This is a genomic window from Aquimarina rhabdastrellae (assembly GCA_947387485.1).
In the GTDB taxonomy this organism is placed as follows: domain Bacteria; phylum Bacteroidota; class Bacteroidia; order Flavobacteriales; family Flavobacteriaceae; genus Aquimarina.
The window spans coordinates 34,341-61,316 of the sequence record CANDNT010000012.1; the positions used below are offsets into that span (position 1 = coordinate 34,341).

Consider the following 26,976-nt stretch of genomic DNA (forward strand, 5'->3'; position numbering starts at 1 on the left):
GTAAATAAATTTTATATATACTGATTTATAAAATATGTAGTAAACTATTATATGAAAAAAAATGTTTACTTATGAATTAAAAAAGCTGTTTTGTCAATTAATTAACAAAACAGCTTTTTTAATGAAGTGTTATCCTTTGTACTGTAGCTGATCTAAACTTAAGATCCCATAAAACATGAATTCATCAATATATTTTGTATCATATAAATGATGTATCTTTTTAAAAGAAACCATTGTCATGTGCAAAATCTGCTTCATCAGGAATGGATTGAATAATATCCCAATGTTCTACAGCTTTTCCATCTTCATTTAACCTAAACATATCTATATTGGCATTATTAAAAGAAATAATATGATTAAAGGTAACAACAAGATCTCCTTCTGCAATGACTTGTTTTATGTCAAGATCTAGAGGGCCATTATTTGTAAGGAAATTTATCAATGCAGCTGTTCCATTAGGTATATTAGGATTATGCTGTATATAGGGTTCTTGAAAAAGTGTAGAAACTAAATCTAGTTGACCATTACCCAAAACACTATTAATTATAGTAGTAGCAGTATTAATATTTCGATTCAAATCTGAGCTAGAAATTTGGGCATCAGTATTTCCCTCTCCATCAATCATGGTATTATTATTAGCGATAGAAACAATAGGGTCAGGTTCTTGCTGAATAACATCCCAATGCTCCTTGATTTTTTGATTTTCTATTCTAAAAATATCACCAACAATTACAGAGTTTATAATATTTCCGTTTTGTATAAAATGTAATTTTGAATGTGTAAAAACGCGATCTCCTTGTGCTAAGACACGAGGCATTTCTCTTTGAATACGGATACCATTATCGATCATGTTTTGTATTGCTGCTATTAAACCAGCTTTTCCGTCTGCAATAAAAGGATTGTGTTGGATATATCCATCGGCATAATAAGTGTCTACAAGAGTTAGATTTTGTCCGTCGAAGACTTTTTCTATTGCTTCTAAAACAATTTGTTTGTTAATCCTTTTTTCTGAAGCAGTAGCCGTATTATCGTCATTACTACATGAAATAATTCCTATAAGTAAGCTTACCAAAGTAATTAATTTTAATAATTTCATTGTTATGTTTTTTAAGTATAGAACAAAGTTGACATAGCTATAGTTAAAAAACATTGAAGTAGTTCAAAAAACAATTTGATTTTGTTTTAACCAACTTCTTTAAAAATTCGTGATAATAATATGGATTGTACATTGAAGCTTTTATTGATGTGAATATTTTTCATGATGTTTTTGGCTACTATTTCCTAAAAACTCACGAATTATAATAATGTCTCCTAATTGTCTCCCGATTCCTCTTTTTGTTGATTACCAGATGAATTAGTATTGCATACAAATATTGTCCCCCTATGTGTACCCCCTTTATAATTGGTTTCTCATAAGGTAAGTTTTACTATTGTATAGAACAGGAATACAATCAAATTAAGAACAACTTTTTTAACTCTTTTAACCCTATGACAAAAAGATATTTTTTAATACTAATATTATTTTATTTGGGAATAGGCATAAATTATGCCCAATATACAAGTATTCCCGATGCTAATTTTGAGGCTGCTCTTGAAGATCTAGGTTATGATGATATTTCTCAAGATGGACAAGTGCCAACGACTAATATCAATAGAATAACCAAATTAGATATACGAAACAAACAAATCGCCGATCTTTCGGGTATTGAGGCTTTTGTAGATTTAGAAGAACTAATGGCTAATTTCAATAGTATTAATACAGTAGATTTGAGTCAAAATACAGCTTTAGAGACACTTTTTATAGGTGATAATAATTTAACTTCTTTAGATGTTTCTGCAAATATTAATCTAGAATATCTAGGCATAAGTAATCTTAATTTAGCTTCAGGAATTGATATTTCTCATAATATCAATTTAACAAGTCTAGGAGCAGAAAACGCAAATCTAAGTACTATTGATCTTTCTAATAATATTGATTTAGAATATGTAGTACTTAATGATAATGCATTAACTAGTTTAGATATAACCAATTTAGTAGCTCTAGAAAGTTTAAATATAGAAGATAATCGATTAACGGTCATAGATTTATCTAATAATGTTTTACTTGAAACTTTTAATTTTAAAAACAATAGTTTTCTAAGTCTTGATTTTTCAGGTCTTGTTAATCTAGAAGTTATTAATAGTACTACGGGTAACAATAATTTGTCAAGTATGAACTTGACGGGAGTTAGCTCCTTAGAAACTATTCAAATTATTAATGGTTCTTTAACATCAGTGGATCTCAGTGATGCAGTAAATTTACATTATTTAACTCTTGCTGATCATCAATTAGAAAGCCTCGATTTAAGTAATAATACCGATATCATCATTATTCAGGTATCTAGTAACAATTTAACAAGTATAGATTTACGTAATATTGATGTCACGCAGATCACCAATTTTAGTGTTTCTAATAATGATGACTTAGCTTGTATATCGGTAGATGATATCGCTTTGGCAGAGCAAAGCTTAGGTTCGAGTTTTTTCTATAGTAAAGGTTGTGATACCTATACTTATATCCCTGACGATAATTTTGAAACTGCACTTGCGGTATATGATGATTTCCCAGATGATAATTTTATTCCTACATCGAATATCGCTAGTATAGTGAACTTAGATATTTCTAATCTTAGTATCGTTGATTTAACAGGAATTGAAGATTTTACAGCATTAACAACATTAAATGCAAGTGTTAATGATATAGAAAAAGTTGATTTATCAAAAAACACAAATCTACAAAGCATTGACTTAAAAGAAAATTCATTAAAACTATTAGATGTTTCAGCTTTAGTTAATCTAACTAGTCTAGAGGTTAATAAAAATGAATTATTTCAATTGAATATTCGTAATGGGGCTAATTCAAATCTAACCACTTTTAATGCAACAGAAAATAGTGATCTTAATTGTATACAGGTTGATAGTGTGACAGATGCAACGAATGATTTTACTAATATAGATAATCATACCTCTTTTAGTGAAACTGATTGTACAGTATATGTTTCTATTCCTGATTCAAATTTTGAAGCAGCATTGGCTGCTTATGATGATATTAGTAATGATGGGCATATACCTTTAGCCAATATTTATTTTGTGACAACATTAAGTTTACGCAATGCAGGGATAACTAACATTACAGGAATAGAATCATTTAAATCATTAGAACAATTAGATTGTAGTGAGAACACGTTTACTTCTATAGATTTATCAAATAACACCAACTTGTTAAGATTAAATGTAGATGATAATCCGCAGTTAACAACTGTTAATATTAATGGGTGTACGTTACTTGAAGAAGTGATAGCCGATGATTGTAATATTAATACATTGGATTTAAGTACCAATACAAATTTAAAAAGTATTGACCTGGATAATAATAATCTATCGACATTAGATTTAAGCAGTAATCTCTTTTTAGAAGAAATTGATTTGAATAATTGTTTATTTACTTCAATAGATTTTAGTAATAATAGGCAATTAAAGGATGTAGATTTATCAGAAAATCAATTGACAAGCATAGATGTATCTGTAAATACGTTGTTAGAAGCGTTAAATCTAGAAAAGAATAATTTAACTGCAATTGATGTAAGTACGTTAACCAATATTGAATACTTGAATGTAGAAGAAAATGCATTTACTGCGATAGATCTTTCTAATAATAGAGCATTGATCAATGTAGATTTAGATGGTAATCAATTTACTCAAATTGATTTGAAAGTCAATACAAATCTTGAACGAGTGGACATAGATGAAAACCCGTTATTAACAGAGGTTATTTTTGGAAACTCACCTAATCTTGAATTTATTTATGCAGATGAGACAGGGCTTGAAACAATTGATGTTTCAGTACTTACAGGATTACTTACATTGGATTTAGGTGAGAGTAGTCTAAAAACACTAGACGTTTCGGCAAATGCTTCTTTACGAGATTTAAGAGTTGACAGTACAGCATTGGTAAGCTTGGATTTAAGAAACGGTAACAACAGTAATTTTACTCGTATGGATGCAACTGGAAACACAGGTCTTATCTGTATTATGGTAGATGATGCTGCGGCTGCGGTTACTGAATTTACAGATATAGACATGGGAGTAACTTTTAGTGAAACGACTTGTGGATATACTTTAATTCCTGATTCAAATTTTGAAGCGAGATTGAATAGGTTAGGGCATGATGATATAGCCAATGATGGCCAAATACCGACAGCGAATATAGAGGGTATTACTTTTCTTAATTTGGCAAATAGAAATATATCAGATCTAACAGGAATAGAAGATTTTAAAGCATTAGAAACTCTAATTGCAGTAGATAATAAATTAACAACTATAGATTTAACTAATAATGTAAATCTAATTGATGTAGATTTGTCTAGAAATGATATAGTTGACATTGATCTCTCCAAAAACACACTATTAACTACAATTGAACTTGGTAATAATAATATTTCTTCTATTGATCTTTCTTCTAATACTTTAGTTGAAGAATTAGATTTAAGTGGTAATGAGTTAAATAGTATTGATCTTTCAAACAATACGGAATTAGTCAGTTTATGGATATCAAATAATGAAATTACAAGTATTGATCTTTCTAATAGCACAAAGTTAGAGAGTATTGATGCAGAATCTTGTGAATTAGAAAACATTACGCTTACGGGGCTTACCTTGCTTGAGGATTTAGACTTAGAAGAAAATAATTTAGTAGCAATTGATTTAAGTGATAACATAAGCTTAATTGATGTTGATTTAAGTTATAATAGTCCGATTACTACTATTGATCTTAGTAATAATATTGATCTAGAGATTTTAAGTCTTTCAAATTGTGTTAATCTTGAATCTATTTTATTTGGTAATAGTCCAAATCTTGAGGAGGTAAGTTTAGGCGATACTGCACTTACAGCTATAGATGTAAGGCTATTAACTGGACTTGAAAATTTGAGTATAAGTAATACAGCTATAAAATTTTTAGATGTAACAAACAATGTACTCTTAGAACGTTTGTTTGCTAACAATGGACAATTAACAGGGATTAATTTACAAAATGGAGCCAATAATCTAATTACAACTTTGAATATTGCCAATAATCCAGATTTATACTGTGTAAAGGTAGATGATGTAGATTATGCCAATGCTACATTTACAGCAAAAGATGCACAAACAAGTTATAGCTTTGATTGTGAAACTTTATATATAGATGCAGTTGCGATTTTAGAAGGAGCTTTTGAAATAGGTTCATCAAATAGAATTATGAGAGATGATCTTAATGATAATGATTTATTACCTACAACATCGCCATATACTGATGCCGCTATTTTTGGTGGACAAACGTTTAATGGACCTGCTGATCGATCTATAGTTGATTGGGTAGAAGTTCAATTAAGAAACCCTGATGATGTTTCTGAAGTACTGTACAGACGATCAGCACTCTTGCAACAAGGAGGTAAAATAGTTGATATTAGAAATGGACAATCTAGTGTGGAAATAACAACACGATGGGCGGGTAATTACTATGTTGCTGTTGCGCATCGAAACCATTTAACCATAGTATCTAGCACACCTCATTTAATAAATCAAGATGATCTAGAATTAGATTTAACCAATATATCAAATGTATTAGGAGGTAATAATGCAGTAAACGATATGGGTAATGGATACTACGCAATGCCTTCGGGTGATATGGATGGTAATGGAGAAGTACAAAACTCTGATATAGTCAATATTATTCAAAGATTAGGAAGAACAGGATATAATGATGCCGATTTGGATATGAATGGGCAAGTGCAAAATACTGATATCAACAATCAATTAAATCCAAATCTAGGAAAAGGCGAACAATTTTAAAACCTACACAAAATGATCACTATAGTAAATATGAAAAACACTATTAAAAGACAAATTATACTTGTGTCAATGATACTTTTGAGAATTATCTCAATGACAGCACAAGATATTACGTTCACTTTTGCTAATGCACAAATCACTAATGATGGTAGTGACGATTATTATGATGTAGATGTAATGTTGCAAAGTACTACGGATTTTAAATTAGGATCAGGACAATTATATTTAACGTATAATACAGCAGCTTTTGGAGATAATATTTCTGCAAATAATAATTTAATATATACACAGCCTACAGGATCGATCTTAGCAGAACATTACAGTACTTTTCCAGCGTATAAAAGTTTTATTCAAAATGATAATACAACATCCAGAGTTTCATTGGCCTTTCAACAGGGGTTAAGCGAAGGAGTAATTACCACAAATAATGTAATTACTACACCAAAAGTATTGTTACATGTTCGTATTAAATTTATCGATGTAACCCAAGATCCTATGATTGCTTTTGAAACTGGAGCAGTATACTTAGATCAGTTTTATACAGCATGTGGTTCTACGACTAATACCGGTTTAGCAGATTGTAGTGTAGCACCTGGAATACAGTTGCTAAATGATAGTTTTGATTCTTCAAATGCTGCAGATACAACTGCTCCTGTAATTGTTTTGGATGGAGATGATCCTCAGGAAATTATAATAGGTTCTGGATATACAGAATTGGGTGCATCTACAGATGATGGGTCAGATATCACTATTGATTCATCTGAGTTTATTGATGCTATTGGTAGTTATACAATTTATTATGATGCAACTGATATTGTAGGGAATGCTGCAACACAAGTAAGGAGAACTGTAAATGTAGTGGCTGTATTGAGTACTCCTAATCATACCATAGAGGATTTGTCTATATATCCTAATCCTACTAGAGGTAAAGTATTTATAACCGATGAAGTGAACAAAGTAATCATTTATAATATTTCTGGTCAACAAGTATTTGTTAGTAACGAAGAAGAATTAGATATCTCCGCTTTAGAAACAGGTATTTACTTTGCCCATATTTTTACAAATAAAGGAAGTGATATCATAAAAATAGTAAAAGAATAAACTATTAGTGCACTATCTGAACCTTCTTATGTTTCTTTTGGTTTTTGATAAGAAGGTTCATTTTAGAGTGTATTAGAAAAACTTATTACTATTTAATCAATAAAACCCCATTGAGATGAAAAAGAGAATTACCTATTTAATACGTAGTGCTACTAATGCTATTATATATATTAGGAGTAGTTATAAGATATTAACTGTTATAGCTTTTTTATGTTTTTTATTAAAATCAAACGCTCAGTACACAGCGATTCCAGATGCAAATTTTGAAACTGCATTAGCAGCATATGATGACATAGCTGGAGATCAACAAATACCTACGAATAATATTTCTTCGATAACTGCATTAGATGTTTCTAATAAAAACATTAGTGATTTAACAGGAATCAAAGATTTTCTGGCATTGCAATCACTTAATTGTAGTGATAATAATTTAACTAGTCTAGACTTGCAATTCAATGTGGCATTAACAAGTGTTAATGCCAAAGGGAATAATCTAGCTTATTTTTATGGAGAAAATCTTGAACTTCTTGAAAATCTTATTCTATACGAAAATGATTTAACCTCATTAGATGTAAGTGAAATGCTTGCACTTAAAGAGATTGATATTTATAGTAATCAAATTACTACGCTAGATTTTACTAAAAATATAAATATCCAAAAACTGTTTATCGATACCAATGATTTACAAACCATTGATTTAAGAAATGGAAATAATGTTATTATCACAGATATTGATATAAGTAATAATCCTAATTTGACTTGTGTTTTGGTAGATGATGTTGATTATTCGAATAATAATTGGAATACTTCAAATACAAATACATTTTTCTCTGAACAATATTGTGAATATACAGCTATTCCCGATACAGCGTTTGAAGCGTATCTTGAAACGATAATTACAGATGATATTTCTGGAGACGGACAAGTGCCTACAACATTGATTGAAGCTATAACTACGCTTCAATTTTCAAACTTAAATATAGCAGATTTATCAGGTATTGAGAGTTTTGTAAATCTTGAAAATTTAGATATTGCTAATGGTACTTTTACTACAATTGATTTAACAAATAATACGCTACTTCAAAATTTATTGATTACCAATACCAATGTTGCCCATTTGGATTTATCTGCTAATAATCAACTTCAAACAGTTGGAATTACAAATAACACTGATATAACAACTATAAATCTTAATAACGGAAATAATACAAATATTACTACAATTAATATTTCAGGAAATACTTTATTAGATTGTATAAAGGTAGATGATATTGACCATGCCACAAATAATTGGGGAAATGTACAATCTGTTACGTACTCAAATGTTGATTGTGGTTATATCGATATACCAGATGCTAATTTTGAAGCAGCATTAGAAGATTTAGGATATGATGATATTTCTGGTGATGGATTAATTCCTGAAAATCTGATAGAAAACATTTCGCAATTGATTCTTAATAATAGGAATATTTCTGATATCACAGGAATAGAACATTTTACAGAGTTGGTTTATTTGTCTGTGTTTAATAATAATTTAAGTGCTATTGATGTTTCTAATAATTTAAAGCTGACTTATCTCGATGTATCAAGCAATGACCTGAATGATTTAGATGTATCAATGCTTACTGATTTAGATAGTTTGGATTTAAGTAATAATGCGATATCAAGTATTGACTTATCAAATAATACATCACTTACTAGAGTTTTATGTACTAACAATCAATTTGCAAATTTAGATTTAACTGGTTTGGTAAATTTAGAATACTTGAATTGTCAGAATAATAATAATCTATCTAGTTTAATATTTACTGGAGTAGTTAACCTAACAGAAATATATGCTGGTTTTTGTGATTTAAATGCGATAGATGTTAGTGCTATGCCAAATCTAGACAATATATGGGTAAACAATAATAATATTAGTCAGATAGATCTGAGTAATAATCCTGTTTTAACAGATGTATTTATTAATGATAATAATCTTACAACTGTTGATTTAAGAAATGGGAATAATCAAATTATAGATTCTTTTAATTCAGAAAAGAATGATGACTTAACATGCATTGCCGTAAATGATATTGGATATGCAGCAAGTCAATTTGAAGTGGATGATCACACAACTTTTACTACAGATTGTAATACATATTCTTATATCAAAGACATAAATTTTGAAAATGCTTTGTATGCTTTAGGCTTAGACGATATTCAAAATGACAATCAGATACCTACCAATAATATTGAATTGCTTCAATCACTAGATGTTTCTAATGCTAATATTAATGACCTTAAAGGTATAGAAAGCTTTATATCATTAGTTACATTAAATGTTAGTAATAATAATCTTCAAACTATAGATTTAAGCAAGAATATATTACTTGAAAACTTAAATATAGAAGATAATCAATTAGGTGTATTAAACCTCTCATTTCTTCCTAATCTGGTAAATTTAAATGCTAGTGGAAATCAACTTTTTTCACTTAATGTTCAAAATGGCAATAACAATAATTTTATAAGCTTTGATGCTACTAATAATACAGAGTTAGTCTGTGTATTGGTAGATGATGACAGCAATGTGCCAAGTATTTTTACTAATAACGTTGATGTGCAAACGTCATTTAGTCATACTAATTGTACAATATATACAGCTATTCCTGATGCTAATTTTGAAAGTGCTTTATGGGATTTAGGTTATGATGACATAGCTGGAGATGGACAAGTGCCAAAAGATATGATACACGAAATTACTTCTTTAGAAATTTATCGAGAAAACATTACCAACTTATCAGGAATAGAGGACTTTACTTTATTAGAAACATTAGCATGTTATAACAATTTAATAACTACGGTAGATTTATCTCAAAACACCAAACTTAAGGAACTTAATATTAGTAATAATGAGCTCACGACTTTAGATCTAAGTGTAAATATAGCTTTAGAAGAAGTAACCTGTTATAGTAATAACTTGAATGATATAAATGTAGCAGGACTTACAAACCTTACATATCTTGAGAGTTATGGAAATCAACTTAATGCTATAGATATAAGTTCTAATATAGCATTAGAGTATTTGGACTTAGGTAATAATGATTTAACAATATTAGATGTATCAAATAATGGTAATCTTAAAAATCTGCGAGTATATAATAATTCATTTTTAACAAATATAGACCTTAGTAATAATGTCGAGTTAGAATACCTAAATCTTAATGAATGTAGATTTTCGAATATAGACTTAAGTCTTAATACCAAACTAGTTGAATTGGATTTGTCGGGTAATTTTCTCTCTTTAATAGATTTAACTAATAATACGTTGCTAATAGATTTAGATTTAGAAGATAATGATCTTATTGCTATAGATCTTTCTAAGAATACAGCATTAGAAGAAGTTAATATGGGAGAAAACAAGTTTACAAGTTTGCATTTTCCTGATAATATTAACTTGAGAGATATAGATGTAGAGGAAAATTCGCTTTTGACAAAAATAAGTTTTGGAACATTACCCAATATAGAGAAGATCGTTGCAGATGATTGTATTATTTCTAGTATTGATGTGTCGCATTTAAGTAATTTGAAGAAAATTGATATACGTGATAATCAATTGACCTATCTTGATTTATCAAATAATAGTGCATTAACAACTATTGTAGTTAATAGAAATAAACTCACATATTTAAATATTAAAAATGGAAATAATGCAAATGTTACCTCTTTGCTTGCTACAAATAATGATGATTTAAGGTGTATAATAGTAGATGATTTACAAAGTACGGCTAACTGGACGAATATTGATGCAGGAGTTACTTTTAGTACTACAACTTGTGGATATGTATTGGTACCTGATGCCAATTTTGAAACAGCATTAGATGCTTTAGGATATGATGATATTGCTAATGATGGGAAAATTCCTGTAGCATTAATAGAGAATATTACCTATTTAAATGTAGCTAATAAAAATATTACTGATGCAACCGGAATTGAAGGGTTTAAAGCTTTGGATGATCTGTATATTCATGATAATAATCTAACAAATTTAGATATAGATAGAAACAATGCTTTAAAATTTCTTTTTTGTCAAAACAACAATTTAGAAGCGTTAGATATTACTTCGAATAAAGTATTAGAAGTTGTTGGAGTTCAAAACAATAATTTAACAAGTATTGATGTAAGTAATAATACGGTATTAAAAACATTGTTTATTTCAGATAATCCAATAGCTAGAGTAGATGTTTTAAAAAATCCATTACTTATAGATTTCCAGGCGAATAATACCAATTTGGTTTATATGGATTTTACAATGAATACTGCTCTTGAAGAGATAGAGATTGAAAATACGCCGATTGTTTCTTTAAATTTAAAAAATGGAAACATTTCAAATATCTCCGATGTCAAATTGATCAATAACCCTAATTTAATTTGTGTATCGGTTGATGATGTGAATTATGCAATGAATAATTGGATGGATATTAGTGATTTTAGTATGTTTACTACTACAGCATGTACTTTTACAACTTACACTACAATTCCTGATTCATATTTTGAAGAACGTTTATATAATTTGGGATACGACGACATATTAGGAGATAATCAAGTGCCTACATTATTAATTGAAAGTATAACATCTTTAGATTTAAGTCAGTCAGGTATTACGGATATCACAGGTATCGAGGATTTTACTTCATTAGAAGTGTTAAGGATTAATAGTACATCGATTTCAGACCTTGACCTTAGTGGAAATTCAACCATAAAAGAATTGTATGCATATCATTCTATAAGCGGAACATTGAATTTGACTAATATGACTGCTTTAGAATATCTAGAATGTTATGAAACAAGTGTAAATAATCTCATACTTACAGGAGCAACAGCTTTAAAAGAAATGCAAGTATATCGTACAAACTTTACAGATTTAGATATTAGTACAAATACAGCATTAGAAAAATTAGTTTGTTATGAGTCTAGGTTAGCTAATATAAACACTACTGGAGCTATAAATATTAAGGAATTAATTATTTATAGAAATGATATTGAAGATTTAGATATCAGTACTAATATAGCATTAGAAAAAGTAGAATGTTATGAGCAGAATTTAAAAACTATAAATACCAGTGGAGTAGCAACACTAAAAGAATTATATGTTCAACGAACAAGTCTCACAAGCATAGATGTTTTATCTAATATCGGTTTAACAACTTTACATTGTTATGATAATGCAGGTATAACTGTTTTTGATATATCTACATTATCATTACTAGAAGATTTAGATGTAAGTGGATGTGACATTGCTACTTTGGATCTATCTTCAAATCCTAATTTAAAAGATATAAATGTACGATATAATGATTTGATTTCTTTGGATTTAAGAAATGGAAATAATGTTAATATTACTAGTTTTGATGCAACAGAAAATACAGATTTAAATTGTATTAAAGTAGACGACATTGATCATGCAGAAAGGAGTTTTGTAAATATTGATAGTGGCACTTTATTTACTACAGCATCTTGTGGATACACGTTAATTCCAGATCCTAATTTTGAAGCAGCATTAGCCTTTGCAGATGATATACCTGGTGATGGTAAAGTACCTACAGCTAAATTAGAGGTTGTAAATATTGTAAGGCTAGATGGAAAATCTATTTCTGATTTGACAGGTATTGAAGATTTTACAAACATGGAAAGTCTTTTATGTAGAAATAATAACCTTACAAGTTTAGATGTATCTAATAATGCTAATTTAGTATCATTGAGTTTAGACAATAATGGTTTTAATTCAATTGATATAAGTAGTAATGTCAACTTAAAATCTTTATCAATTAGCGGAAATAATTTAACAACTATTGATCTAAGTAATAATATAGTACTAGAAAATTTAAGTATTGACCGTAATAACAATCTTACAAGTTTGGATGTGTCTCAAAATACAGTATTAAAAAACTTATCTGCATATGATTGTTCATTATCACAAATAGATTTGTCTAATAATACGGGAATTATAGAAATTTACCTTGACCAAAATGAGCTGACAAATCTTGATTTATCAAATAATTCATTATTAGAAGACCTGTATATTTCATTTAATTTAATAGATACGTTAGACCTTAGCGGACTTACTAATCTCGAAGAATTTTATGCAGAAGGCTGTGCTTTAGAAGAGCTAAATATTAAAAATGGAAATAACGCTAGTATTACTTATTTTGATACAACTAATAATCCTAACCTAACATGTGTGTTAGTTGACAATGTTTCAGATGTCAATGGTAATTGGTATTATGATGTTCAAACATCATTTAATGAAGTAAGTTGTGATACAATTGATCCAATTGCAGTTTGTCAAAATATTACAATACAACTGGATAATACAGGTAACGCATCAATTACAGCACAAGATATAGATAATGGATCTACAGATAATGGAACTATTGTATCATGGGTAATTGATAATGATACATTTGATTGTAGTCATATTGGTGATAATACAGTGATCTTAACAATAACAGATACAGGAGGAAACAGTGATAGCTGTACAGCAATTGTTACTGTAGAAGATAATATAGCTCCAGAGTTTAATACAGCTACTTTACCTACAGATATTGATGTAGCTTTTAATAATAGTAATGATGACGCATATATACTTGAGGATTTTGTAAATAACATAACCTATACCGATAATTGTGATGTAGTAGGAGTAGGGGTTATCATTACTCAAGACCCAATAGCAGGTACCGAATTAATACAAGGAGATCATATAATTAGTGTTACAATTACAGATGATTATGGGAATGATGAAGTACATACTTTTACTATTACTGTAAACCCTACGCTAAGTATTGAAGATAATGTAATACAAGATGTTTTAATATACCCTAATCCTACCCACAATATGCTAAATATTAATGTGGAAGTGGAGCAGATGGTTTTCTATAATCTTAGAGGACAAAAAATAATGGAAACTACAGTGAATAAAGCAGATATATCACATTTTGAGTCTGGAGTATATTTTGTACATATTACCACACAAAAAGGGCGCATGGTAAAGCAAATAATTAAAAACTAATTGATACCAATCAAAGAATTTATAACAATTGTAATTTTTATACCATTATTTTACTGGATTTAATCAACTACTTAAAATTAGTTGCCTTTATAAATATTTATTGGGGAATAAAGGTCTATGATTAAATATATCAGTAATTAAGACTGCCTAATTTTTTAGGCAGTTTTTTATTAGCTTATAATTAAAAGGTGTTTTTTAAAAGGAACTAGTATTTTTGTTAAATTTTGAAATAAATTTCAACCTGATTCTTTTTAAACTAATACCTTTATAATAATTCAACTTATAGAATGAAGCTAGATAGATTCTTTTGGTATATCGTGATTTTTGGATTTTATTTTTCTTTTGCACAGCAAAAAGATTCCACGCTGGTTGTACTTAATAACGAAATAAAAAAAGCAACAACAGATTCTTTAAGAATAGAGGCATTACTACAATTAGGAGTATATCAATTAAAAAGAGATTTTAATACAGTAGAATCATATATGAATGAAGCTGATGAAATTCTCAAAAAAAAGAATATTTCCTATGATACAAGAGGTCAGCAAGCAGAAGTTTTTCAACAGCTAGGGATTTTAAATCGTAAAAGAGCTAAGTATATTCAAGCATTACAGCATTACTTAAATGCCCAAAAAATATTTTTAGAATTAAACGATTCATTAAATCTATCTTCTAATTATCATAATATAGCAACAGTATTTAGATATCAAAAAGAGTACAGAAAATCTGTCGAAAATTTTAAAAAAGCAATTAAGATTAATGAAAAACTAGATATACCCAAAAAAATTGGAGATAATTATGGCGGAATAGCAATAACTTATAAAAAGATAAATCAAATAGATTCTACATTATATAGTTATAACAAAGCATTACAAAAATATAAGCAGGCAGGATATGAAGAGGGGATATATCAAGTAAAATCTAATAAGTCTCAAATACTTAATAAACAAAAAAAATATCAAGAAGCACTTCAATTGCAATTGGAATATTTAACTTTTGCAGAAAAAGTAGGAAGAAAAGAAGCAATTGTAGTTACACATTTCAATTTAGCGGGTACATATAATCTTTTAAAGCAGTTTCCAAAAGCTTTATTTCATATTGATAAATCCATTAGAATAGCAAAAGAAGAAGGTTTAAAAGAACAATTGACTTCATCATATAAAAGAAAAAGTAAAACCTATTATATGATGAAGGAATATGAAGAGGCATTAGACTATTATCGAAAATATTCAAAAACAAAGGATAGTGTTTTTAATCTGGCTAAGGCTAAAGAAATTAGAGAAATTGAATTGCGTCATGAATTTAGCCAGCAAAAATTAAAGGATAGTATTCAATTTGCAGAAGAAAAGAAAGTAATCTTGGCACAAACAGAGACTCAAATAATTAGAAAAAAGTTGTATTTGGTTTTGTTTATTATTACGCTGATTTTATCATCAATTGTCGGGTATTATGGTATTAGATATTTTAAAATTCGTTGGGAAAAAGCAAGATTAGCAAAGGAAGAACTGGATGAATTATTAACCTTATCTACTCAAAAGAATGAACAACGAATGAGACAAGTTCGTGTTGAAATTGAAGATTTAGAAAAGGAAATAGAATATAAAAGAGAAGAAGTAGCTAAGTTGATGACAGAGTCGCTACAACATATACAGTCCAAAGAAAAGCTTATGGGGGACTTAAAAAAGATAGCGTCTAATGAAAATGAGATTTCGATCCAAAGCATAATAGCTGATCTTAGATCCGAAGTTATAGAAGACTCGAGATTAACAAGAATTAAAAATGACCTTGAAGAAATTAATTATGATTTTTTCAAAAGACTAAAAGCTAAACATCCTAATTTAACAAAAACAGATCTTGAAATATGTTCTTATTTAAAATTATCTTTAGGTAGAAAAGAAATAGCACGTCTACGTTTTACTTCATTAGAAGCTGTAAAAAAATCCAGAAGTCGTTTACGAAAAAGATTAAACCTTAAAGAAGAAGAAGACTTAGTAGTTTATATAAAAGCTATTTAATAGTGGTTTTATAGAAATTGAGATATTATAACTATAGAACTTGTACATTAATTATATTCAATAACTTTAAATATTATCCTTTTGAAAAGCTAAATATAATTAAACTCAAGTGTTTTTAATTCGGGGTTTTTAGCTATTTAAGACAAACCTTTTAACCTTATAGATACAATATGAAATAAGATTAACGATAATGTATTTAAGAAGTAAAAAGAAAAAGAGAAAGGGGTGATTCTACTATTAAAAATAACTAACCCAATATAGATAAGTAAGACCGATAATATTACTATAAATATCAAGTGATAAATATTTTTTCTTTCAGTTTGTTTCAAAAAATAAGTTAGAATTAGAGGAACAGAAAAAATTAAACTGACTATTAAATGAGGTATATCAAGTTGGGAAATAATTGCCGTAATAGCACTAATTAAAATACAAAAAACCGAGAATTTTGAGATATTATATAGATGTTTTTGAGTTTGTATTAAAAACTCTCTGTCATCATATTCATTAGCTTGACTTGAAAGCGTTTTCCCAAAAATTATTATTTTACAATATATGTTTGAGAGAACGATAAAAACCATAAGACTAGTGTTTGATATAATATCGTTACTTACGATTTGAAAATTTATAAAAGTTAAAGCTACTATTGAGATCAATCCAGCTCGATGAGAATATTTGACATTTTCTGGAGTTAAAACTTTGCCGAATCCAGTATACGATATGGTAATAAGGGCATATATTGAAGTGACAAATCCCAATATTGAAATTATTTGAATATGAGATAAATTATAATGTCTGTATGCTAAATATAAATAAACAACTATATTGATTATACTTAAAGCGATAAGTAAATAGCTTGCTTCTTTTTTATGGTAATTAATTTTCATTTATGCTTTATTTCTGATGATATAATATATGTCTTGCAGAGGGAAATGTCACTTAGTATTTTGATTTATTGTATTCGCTGCTAACCTTTATTTTTATTATACTATTGAATTCATCATGCAATAAAGATAAAAATTATTATTTCTAATTATAGTAAGCAAGTATAGAAGATGCTAATATGTGATATTTTAAAAAGAAGGACTTTTTTAAAGTGATATGACGATTTAAGAATCCCCCAGTACAAGAGTTCTACTGAGGGATATAAAGAGTTAAATATAATGATTATCGATATTATTTATTCAATATTTCGGATACATAATTTACCCATTTATACTTTTGAATTCCCTTATCAATATAATAATCTGGTTGTATTCCTTTATCGTCAATTGTCATTTCTGGTATTCTCATACTTTTTGATAAGCAATACCCTAATTTAAATTCATTACAAGGAGAATTAACAAAATACATATTGGATATATCAAGTACTCCAGCAGTTGTAGTTCCAAAAAGTTTTACTTTTTTACTTTGCTTTGCAGCGAGTAAGAATTGCTCAGTTGTACTACCATTATTTTCATTGATGATTATTCCAATATTCTTAGGATATTGATGAATGGTATCAAAAGTTGTTTCTGTAACAGGAGATTCTTTTAGCATCACAAATTCACCTATATGTTTTGATAATTTGTCATAAGATTCTTTCGCCCATTTTTTTCCTTTTTCGTCAAACCCGTATTCATCATTATTAATAAAATCTAACATTCTTTGATTATTCAAAAGAGTAGATTTAAACTGTACTCCTACAGTTCTTATTGAATTAGTGTATAAAAAAGGAAGTAATTCATGAAAGCTGTTATCACTACCACCTCCATTATTTCTAATGTCTATTATAAGGTTTTTAGTTTTTAAAATTTTTGCTTTATGCTCATTTATGACACTATCAATTTTCTTTTTTTCAGATCCCCAAAATCTTGGGATTCTTAAAAGAACAGTCTCATTATCAATTTCTTCAAAATATGGATTTGTTGCTTCAATTGTACTGAAATATTTTTCTATTTTAGAATTAGGAGTAACTTTCGGAAAAACTCTTTTAAGGGTAATAGATCCTATTTCTAGATAGTTATCTTCTAAAAGGTTAACCGATTTAAATTCTTGACCAGAATGGTTTCGAAAATAGAATACAGAAGAATTATCTTCTTTTATCCTTAATTTAATTTGACCTTTTGTCCAATAAACACCATCAGCTTCTATAATAAAGCCTAAGTATTCATTTCCAACTTTTTTTATACCTATTTTATAAGGTTCCGAAACCCAAATTCCTTCATAATCTTGCTTGTTTTTTGAAGAGAGGTATTTTTTGAATTCTTTTAAATTGACATCTATTTTATCCCAATCCTTAAAACTGTCTATGATATCCTGATTACTCTGTTTCTTTTCAGATTGAGATTGATTTTGGTTTATCATTTGGATAGAAACATGGCCAGAACGAAAAAAAGAAAGCCATTTAGAGATAACTTGAGTACACGCTTTAGGTTCTTCAATTTTTGAAACCTGATCTCTAAAAGTTTTATTATGCTGTTCATAAGCTTTTTCACCTTTGCGATCAATAACAAATTGAAATCCAGCATCATTTTCTTCAAATGTCTTTTTAACCCATTCAAAATTTGATGTACAATCACAATTTTGAGAAAAAGAGAATAGAGGTAGAAATAATAGTAATGTTAATATTGTTTTTTGCATTTGATATGTTTTTTTTAAAAGACAATTAACTATTAAATTTGTTACAGTTTGTTTACTAGTAAATAATGATTTTTTGCTAATGTCTTATAATTAATGAATATGTTTAAGTAATAAAACAAATTATCTTTTTTTGGGTATCTTAAAGACAATACAATAGAGTTTATTTATATAGTAGTATCATAATCCTATCCAGGAATTAAATGCAGCAGTGTTATTCTGACTTGTTTTTAGATTATGAGATTTTATTTGAATAGCAACAGTATTTTTTGTGTAGCGGCTAATTTTTTCGATATAGAACTTATTGATTAGTTCACTTCGGTTAATTTTAAAAAACACTTCTGGATTTAGTATTTCTTGGATTTCTTTTAACGAAGTTTGGTTTAGTAAGTGTTTTTTATTCGCAGTATCATAAGCAAAAATAACCCCATAATCAGATTGAATAAAAGTGATGTCGTTTACTTTTAAAAAATAAATTTCACTGTTAGATTTTATAGGAATATAATCTTTATAAATAGGTTTTGATTCTAATTTACGCTGATAATAATCATCTAGTATAGTATAAAGCTGTTTATTAGTTGTACTCATTTTGTTTTTAAGCGAAATATATTTATTCCAGGCTTTAACAAAACGATCATAAGAAAATGGCTTTAGTAAATATTCAATTCCACTAGTTTCAAAAGCATTCATCCAAAAATCATTATAAGCTGTAGCAAAAATAATAGGGAAGTTCATTGTGATTTTTTCGTAGGCTTCAAAAACATTACCGTCTCGCAGTTCAATATCAGAAAAGACCAAATCAACCTCTGGTACTGTTTTAAAATAGGATAGAGTTTCGCTAACAGTTTCGATTTCTTTTATAATCTCATACGGCTCACCTAATTTGTTTAAAAAACTTTTTAATTTTTTTCTAGCAGGAGCCTCGTCTTCTATAAGTACTACTTTAATCATTGTTGCTCATTTTGATAAAGGGTAAAGTAACTGTAAAATTATCATTAGTCTCATCAATACTAATAGGAGTGTTTGTTAGTAATTGAAATTGATCAGATAAGTTTTTTAAAGCCACACCATTTCCTTTTTTTGTTTGATGTTGAGCTACTTTATTATTAGATACTTTTAAACCATCTTCTAATAAAATAGTTATGTTTACTGGATTAGATATAGTACCCAGATTGTGAACAATTGCATTTTCAACCAATACTTGTAAGCAAAATGGAGGAACTATTATAGTTGAATTTTTAAGGTTTTCTTGAATAATTAAATGGTAATATCCTTGATATTTTTTTTCCATTAATTCAAAATAGTTTTGTGCAAATGTCAATTCTTCCTGTAATGTAGTAAGTTCCTTGTTTGCATTTTTAATAACATAACGATATAGTTCTGCAAACTGACTTAAAAAATCAGATGCTTTTTCTTGATCTTCTTCAATTAACTGATCCAATATATTTAAATTATTAAATAAAAAATGAGGATTTAACTGTGCTTTTAATTGTTGAATTTTACTTTTTGAATTACTGATTTCGTATGCGTTTATCTTCTTTTTATAAGCTATATTTTCTTGTGAATATAGATAGGCTAGAGAAAAACCACCGAAAATTATAAAATCTAAAATCTGACTAAAAACCCTATACGTAATTTGATATGATGTACCATAATTTCTTGAAACTGTATCAAAAATAACAGAAATCATAATGCCAAATAGATTCGCTACCACTACATAACCAATAAAACTTATCCCAAAAAACTTTAAATATGTCCATATAGAAGGAGAAGTCTGCGTAGTTCTTTTTTCAGTTTTTCTTTTTATAAAATCGGTGAAAATAAAAATTAAAAAACCTCCTATAAATACCCAAAAAGGAGCATCAGGATGAAAAACATAATTGTCCCATGAGCTTGCAACTCCAATCTTGTTTTTAAGGGTTAATACCCAACTGAATAAAAAAAGAAAAAGAATATAAGCTCGATTACTTTTAAGATATTGAGTTACTTTTTTCATAATAAATGAGTTGTAAATATATAGAATTAGTTAAGACAGTCTTTAAAGAAAACCATCTTAACTAAAATTCAGATACTATTATTTTGTTGGCCAGGAGTTTACCTTGTTTCCGTTTTGATCAAACATTTCTAAACGGACGTTATTTTCTGAATCTATACAAAACATAGCTCTCATTTTTCCTTGATCGTCATAAAGAAATAATCCGTTTGGACCTCCTTTACCACGATTTGCTAACTCCAATCTTTTGGTAATTCCTATTAATCCTTTCTTTTTATAGGCTAGATATTTATCTCTCTGTACTTTTTTATCAGTAATAGTATCTAATTCGGCCATTATTTTTGCAGTAGTAGCTTGTGTAGAATGTTCAGCCAGATCATTAAAAACTAGAGAGCTTCGTGTTCTTCTTTGTCCATTTCTTTCTAGATCTGTATTTAAAAGTTGCATAGCCTGATCACCATCATATTTATCATATGTAAAAGATAACCCAGAACTATGACCATTCTCTTTTTTATGCCCATCATAAATAAAACCTCCACATTCAATACCATCTTCATTAAAAAACAACATTCCAGAACGTTTTTTACGTTTCGCATTTGTTGGTCTATTGTTTATAGTATCATTTCCATTAGGAAATTCTGCTACATTAGTAATAATCATCTTTACGGTTCCGTCCTTCTCTACAATATTTATACGTTCTACGTCTATTGTACCAAATTTCTTGTTTCCAGAATGTTTAAAGGCTACAGATGCAAATGCAAAGATTCCTACAACTGTACTAATAGCAAACGTTCGTAAAAAATATAATTCCTTTTTAGTATGCTCCATGATAAATAAATTTAAGTGTTAATGATGCCACAAAACTATAGTGAGAGTAGTTTTTAATAAACCTATTTCTGATAAACGAAGGAATAATTAAATAGAATAAAGGAAAAATAAAGAAAATTAAGTTAGTCTAGAGTAGAGTAGTAGTTAATAGCAAAGAGTTAAATACAAAAAGGTTCGAATTTGCATCCGAACCGTTATTGCTTAATAGAATATCATATATTGACTTACTTTTTTGAATATAAACCTATTTTATTTCCTTCTGTATCTTGTAAAATAGACACAAAACCAAACTCTCCGATTGATGTTTTTGATTTTAAGACTTTTCCACCTGCATTTTCAACTCTACTTTCCTCTGTAATACAATCATTAGATGAAAAATACACCACAGTATTATTCTTATTAGCAACATAGTTTTCTTTTTCAACAAGAGCTCCTGTTGCATTCGATCCATCATTTTCAAATGGAAATGTGGATTGATTTCCCCACTCAATGGGCAAATCAGTTAGTTTTATATCAAAAACAGTTTCATAAAATTTTTTAGCTCGTTCTAATTTGGATACATTGATGTCAAACCAACAAACTGGATTTACAGTATTCATTTTTATAAATTTTAAGTTCTCTGCAAAGTTGAAGATTAGGTTTTACTCAAAATTGTAAAAATGGGACAGAGCTATTTTTTCGAATCAAAAATCAATGACATCTTTAAATTTTCTCCATAAAATTCTTTTGGTGTAATTCCTGTGAATTTTTTAAAGTCTTTGATAAAATGAGCTTGATCAAAATATTCATTCTCATAAGCCAAATCGGTTAATTTTGTTTTTTCTTTTTGTAACAAAGATTTTAGTGAAGTTTGCAATCGCACAATCTTTGAGAGTTGTTTTGGACTTAATCCTATATCTGAAGAAAATTTACGGGTTAGCATTCTACGATTCAAATTGACTTGTTTTGAAAGTTCATTAACAGTAAGTTGTCCTTTATATTTCAAAATTGTTTCTATTGTAGAATTTATGATTCGATCTTTTACCTCTTGGTCTTTTAATAACTCAAGTAAAAATGTTTCAGCGATATTTATCCGTTGCCTTGTAGTTTTAGCATTTAAAATTTCTTGCTCTAATTTTTCTCCTTTATCACCAAATAACTCCTTTAAAGGAGTAGGTTTATTTTCCATCTTTTTTATGGGAATGTTGGTAAAAGGTGAAAATCCATTTGGATGAAACCTAATAACAAAGGTTCCTGTTTTTCCAGTAGGTTCAACGATATAAGGTTTTGTTAATTGACCGATTAAAAAACATCTTGGTTGTAGAAAACTATTCTCATTTTCAGGATGGTGCCAATATAAATCTCCATAGTGAAAAATCAATTTCATAGTTCCATCTGGAACAATAGTGTTTCTTTTTGGTGTTTTTTCTATCGAACTTTCCAATGTCCAAAAACACTTTACAAAGTTTACTAAATCACTATTTGGTTTAAATATTTTTGGATTCACTAGGCGAATTTTCTGATGATATACTACAAAAATATAAAACATATATAGCATGTAAAGGCTATATATGTTTATTTACAAATCTAGGAGATTTCTAGTTCATTTAAAATTTATAATAATTTATCTTGTTTTGAATTATTGTGTTTTGCTAGATATATCTTTAAATAAAAAACAAATGTTTCAATAAGATAGCGGAGACTCTTTTATAGGTGGCTAGTTATTCTTATTTAAAGCTTGCATGTATAATTCAACTATTTGTAATAACTTTTTTCCTGTAGGACCAGAAGAAGCGTTAAGCGTTAAAACAATAGCAGATTTAAATTTTGGAATATAAACCGCCATTGAGCGAAAAGCATCAATTGCACCATCGTGACCATAAACAGTTAATCCGTTAAAATTATTTACAGAAATTCCCATTCCCATTTCTTCTTTTGGTGTAGTCATTAATTGTAAGCTTTTTTTCGAAAGCAATTTCCCTGTAAAAAGAGCATTGTAAAAGACACTTATATCTTTTGCATTAGATATAATGCCACCTGCACCCATTGTTCCTGTTAAATTTGTATGAAATGTGATAGGTTGCCATGCACCATTTTCTGGATAATAACACATTGCTTCGTTTTTAGTGAAATCAATATCTTTACCAAAATCAGTATTTGTTAAATCTAGCTTTGTAATAATTCTTTTTTGTACGATTTCTCGAAAAGTTTGTTTGTCTACATCTTCGGCTATATAAGACAATAATATATAATTAGAATTTGAATATTCGGTTTTAGAATCTGGTTTAAATAAACTTTTATACCCTTTAATTTTAGTTAACATTTCCTTTTTGCTTCTAGGCTTACTAATCCAGGCTTCAAAGTTATTCTCTGATGTAATATTATAAATTCCGCTTCTATGATATAACATATTAGAAATGGTAATTCTTTTTGAATTTGGGATTTCCGGAAAGTATTGATGTAAATAATTATCTAAGGATAATTTTCCTTCTTCTACTAATTGTAAAATAATGGTTGCAGTAAAGGTTTTACTGATAGAACCAATTCTGAATTTGGTTTCGACATTGTTTTTTTTGTTTAATTCGATATTAGAATATCCAATAGCTTTTGTAAAAAACTCATTACCATTTTTTAAAATTGAAACGGTTCCCATTGCTTCATTATCATTTTCATAATTGGATAGTAAATTATCCAAATTTTGATTTTGAGAATAATTGATAAAAGAATAAGTGATTACAAATAAGAATATAAATGCTTTTTTCATAGATAAATGAAATTTTTGAGTTAATACTTGAAAAGTTCAACTCAAAAGTGATGTTTTTATATGTCTAAATGATGAAAAAGCGATAGATAACAGAATCTTTAAGTTATTTGACTAAATGAGCAACTTATATAGATTTGCGAGTATGCAAAATAAGGAGAACATCTTTTGTAAGTTGTATTTTAATATAGTTTTATATTGTGAGGGTTGTTGTATGTTAGTGTTTTAATTTTTTTAGCTAGATATATGTCTAATCAAAATTCTTGTTAATATACCCACTTGATTATTTCAAATTTTATGATATAATAAACCTCTACTATTCATATATATTGAGAATTTAAGGCTTTTTTTATTGTAAATTGAGTTGCCAAGAGATTCCAAATTTATCTTCTACAAAACCAAATTTTTGACTGAAGCCATAGTTATTTAAAGGCATCATAATTTTTCCGTCTTCAGATAGTTTGGTAAATAATTTTTCTAGATCACTTTCGTTTACACATTCTACATAATTTGAAACTGCTGGAGTAAAATCCCAATCATGTATTGCTGGACTGTCGCTGCACATGAACAACTTACCATTTAAATCAAATATAGCATGCATTATAGTTCCTTCTTTTCCCGGACCTTCTTTTCCCCAACGCTTAATATTTATGATTTTAGAATTATCAAATAATCCAATATAAAAATTCATAGCCTGTTCTGCATTTTCTTTTTGAAATGTTAAGAATGTTGTGATCTGTCCTTTCATGTTATTTGGTTTTTTTGTTATTATTTTGTTTAAAGCCTGAACAATTTAAATTAGTAAAGTTGTGCATCTTTAATTGTTATGTGGTTATTTCAATTTACTGCAAATTTGCAGTTTGCACAACTTTTTATAAATGCACTACGGGTAATACTAAATCTTTTGATACATTCAAAACTAGAATTATATCTAAAATCACTACTTTGACTCCTGTTCAATATCTAAATCATTTTGTTTTAAATAAAAACTTGAAGAATATTCAAGTCAATTTATCTTAAATGCACTACGAATTACTTTAGTTTTTTATAGTTAGCAGAATTCCAATTGAATTCTATTATATCAATAGTAAGAACCCCGGGAGAACTATCACTTGTTTTTTTGCAAGCAATAATTTTTTGGATATTCATTTTCTATAAGTTCCAATATCTTTTTAACATTAGTTATTGCTGTTTGATAGTAGCTTATTTTATAGATTCTAAACCACAATATTTCAGACATTAAAAACTTAAATTCTTCGTCTTTTTTCAGTTTTTCTTCATCCAAAGGAATATATCCAATTATCTGTTTTATACCATTTCCAAAATCTCTAGGATAGGTGATTTTTAAAGAATCTCCTAAATACAAATTGTATTTAATGTTTGGATTTCGGTTTACTTTAAAGTTCTTTTTAAAATAAGGAGTTAAGTAATTATTTATGTCTGGATGTAGGTTATTTCCTTTTGATATTCTCGGAAAATAATTGTTATACACTAATGTAATTAAATCTCTTAATGAGTCATTTTGAATAATGCCCATTCCTGAGTTTTTTAAATTCTCAAAAGCTGATGTATTAGGAAAAATATATTCATCTTTTGTAGTCCAATAAAAATCCATCATTAAAGAATCTGCATGTATTTTACTTGAGTCAATAAATTGCTGTACTTTTAATTGACTTTTAAGAGCATTTCTATGGATTTCAATATCATTTTTTAAATCGATTAAATTGTCATTTAATTCAAAGTAAATCTGACAGATAATTTCTCTTTCAGTCTTTTTTTCTTTAATCTTTTCACCCCAATTGGTCAAATAAAATGCTATTAAAACACCGATTACTATGATTATGATTTCGATCAAATATTTATAGATATTCTTTTTTGTTGATGTATTCATTCTAATTATTGTCAATAAACTATAGTGCTGAATCGCAAATCTATAAGATTTTCAATGAACTTAAAATTATTAGAATCAATAAATAACCTCAAATAGTGTTGAACTCTTTGAGGATACTTTATAAGCTAATTTGTTTATATTTTACGAGTGATGACTTAAATAGATATTATCATGACCAGTCATTTTTTAAAACGATAAAGATCTATTTTGCTTTTTTAGTCTTAAATCCAATAAAAAGGCTATACCTATCAAAAGTATTGCTGTCAAGATTACTCCAGTTTTGATAGTAATAGCAATATTACTTTGAACTGTAAAACCAATAGCAAATGAAATCGCAAAACTTGATACCCATAGGGTATAAAAATTTGCAGGCATGAATCCTAAATTATTTTTTAGATACTTTTTGAACATTATTAATTTGCGTTTGAAAATTTCATTACTAAATGACGGAATTTTTTCAAGTTCCAGATATTGAATATAACTTTCAATAGCTTCTTTCTGTTCAGGAGCTAAGTCTTTTTGCTTTAGTTTTTCTAATATGGAGATAAATGCTTCAAAGGTTTTGATTTCTGTTTTTTTATTAGTTTTTGAAAGCTGTTTTTTGAGAAAGATTATAGTAGCTTTTAAATCATTTGTTTCAGCAATAGCATTGACACCTGTTAGTTCAGTTAAAGGTATGTCTAAGGCATGGGCTATTCTTTTGATAGTTTCTCCAGTTGGTTGGGATTCATTGTTTTCAATTCTTTGGATAGTCCTTAAACTTACTCTTGATTCTTCTGCCAGATATTCTTGAGACAGACCTCTTAAAGCTCTTAATTCTTTTAATCTTTTTGCTAAATCTTTTGTTTCCATGTTATAGTATTTATTGTTTTAGCA

General features: G+C 28.1%; 16 protein-coding genes. 4 read left to right on the plus strand and 12 right to left on the minus strand.

Annotated elements, in window-relative coordinates; translation table 11 throughout:
• Positions 1-220: 220 nt before the first annotated feature.
• Positions 221-1,096, minus strand: a complete 876-nt coding sequence (locus ACYEKI_RS15915) for a nuclear transport factor 2 family protein (protein WP_459212192.1) — start codon at positions 1,094-1,096, stop codon at positions 221-223.
• A gap of 431 nt (positions 1,097-1,527) precedes the next feature.
• On the opposite strand from ACYEKI_RS15915, the gene ACYEKI_RS15920 reads away from it, so the two are divergent.
• From ACYEKI_RS15920 to ACYEKI_RS15935, 4 genes are all read left to right on the plus strand, one after another.
• Positions 1,528-5,871 carry a leucine-rich repeat domain-containing protein gene (locus tag ACYEKI_RS15920; RefSeq protein ID WP_459212193.1) on the plus strand — a complete coding sequence of 1,448 codons (4,344 nt, stop codon included), beginning with the start codon at positions 1,528-1,530 and terminating at the stop codon, positions 5,869-5,871.
• Positions 5,872-5,883: 12 nt separating this feature from the next.
• Positions 5,884-6,972, plus strand: a complete 1,089-nt coding sequence (locus ACYEKI_RS15925; protein ID WP_459212194.1) for a T9SS type A sorting domain-containing protein — start codon at positions 5,884-5,886, stop codon at positions 6,970-6,972.
• 115 nt (positions 6,973-7,087) lie between these two features.
• The gene (locus ACYEKI_RS15930) at positions 7,088-14,020 is read left to right on the plus strand and encodes a T9SS type A sorting domain-containing protein (RefSeq protein ID WP_459212195.1); all 6,933 of its coding nucleotides are present in this window, start codon (positions 7,088-7,090) and stop codon (positions 14,018-14,020) included.
• A gap of 287 nt (positions 14,021-14,307) precedes the next feature.
• Positions 14,308-16,032: a tetratricopeptide repeat protein gene (locus tag ACYEKI_RS15935; RefSeq protein ID WP_459212196.1), complete on the plus strand. Its 1,725-nt coding sequence runs from the start codon at positions 14,308-14,310 to the stop codon at positions 16,030-16,032.
• A gap of 137 nt (positions 16,033-16,169) precedes the next feature.
• Here the strand turns inward: ACYEKI_RS15935 and ACYEKI_RS15940 are convergent, their stop codons facing one another.
• The 11 genes from ACYEKI_RS15940 to ACYEKI_RS15990 form a co-directional block, all read right to left on the minus strand.
• Complete coding sequence (locus ACYEKI_RS15940; RefSeq protein ID WP_459212197.1) at positions 16,170-16,916, minus strand: hypothetical protein; 747 nt, start codon at positions 16,914-16,916, stop codon at positions 16,170-16,172.
• A gap of 289 nt (positions 16,917-17,205) precedes the next feature.
• Positions 17,206-18,651, minus strand: a complete 1,446-nt coding sequence (locus ACYEKI_RS15945) for a S41 family peptidase (protein WP_459212198.1) — start codon at positions 18,649-18,651, stop codon at positions 17,206-17,208.
• 177 nt (positions 18,652-18,828) lie between these two features.
• Positions 18,829-19,599, minus strand: coding sequence for a LytR/AlgR family response regulator transcription factor (locus ACYEKI_RS15950; protein WP_459212199.1), 771 nt, complete (start codon positions 19,597-19,599; stop codon positions 18,829-18,831).
• A complete protein-coding gene (locus tag ACYEKI_RS15955; RefSeq protein ID WP_459212200.1) occupies positions 19,592-20,644 on the minus strand; it encodes a sensor histidine kinase in 1,053 nt (350 codons plus the stop codon). The genes ACYEKI_RS15950 and ACYEKI_RS15955 overlap by 8 nt, the downstream gene beginning before the upstream one ends.
• A 78-nt stretch (positions 20,645-20,722) precedes the next feature.
• A complete protein-coding gene (locus ACYEKI_RS15960) occupies positions 20,723-21,469 on the minus strand; it encodes a hypothetical protein (RefSeq protein ID WP_459212201.1) in 747 nt (248 codons plus the stop codon).
• Between the two features lie 224 nt (positions 21,470-21,693).
• On the minus strand, positions 21,694-22,068 hold the full coding sequence (locus ACYEKI_RS15965; RefSeq protein ID WP_459212202.1) for a VOC family protein: 375 nt from the start codon (positions 22,066-22,068) through the stop codon (positions 21,694-21,696).
• Between the two features lie 71 nt (positions 22,069-22,139).
• Complete coding sequence (locus tag ACYEKI_RS15970; RefSeq protein ID WP_459212203.1) at positions 22,140-22,997, minus strand: DUF6597 domain-containing transcriptional factor; 858 nt, start codon at positions 22,995-22,997, stop codon at positions 22,140-22,142.
• Positions 22,998-23,165: 168 nt separating this feature from the next.
• Complete coding sequence (locus tag ACYEKI_RS15975; RefSeq protein ID WP_459212204.1) at positions 23,166-24,212, minus strand: serine hydrolase domain-containing protein; 1,047 nt, start codon at positions 24,210-24,212, stop codon at positions 23,166-23,168.
• A 346-nt stretch (positions 24,213-24,558) separates the two neighbouring features.
• On the minus strand, positions 24,559-24,957 hold the full coding sequence (locus tag ACYEKI_RS15980; RefSeq protein WP_459212205.1) for a VOC family protein: 399 nt from the start codon (positions 24,955-24,957) through the stop codon (positions 24,559-24,561).
• Between the two features lie 360 nt (positions 24,958-25,317).
• Positions 25,318-26,100, minus strand: coding sequence for a DUF6090 family protein (locus tag ACYEKI_RS15985; RefSeq protein WP_459212206.1), 783 nt, complete (start codon positions 26,098-26,100; stop codon positions 25,318-25,320).
• A 186-nt stretch (positions 26,101-26,286) separates the two neighbouring features.
• Positions 26,287-26,952: a helix-turn-helix domain-containing protein gene (locus ACYEKI_RS15990; protein WP_459212207.1), complete on the minus strand. Its 666-nt coding sequence runs from the start codon at positions 26,950-26,952 to the stop codon at positions 26,287-26,289.
• Positions 26,953-26,976 lie beyond the last annotated feature (24 nt).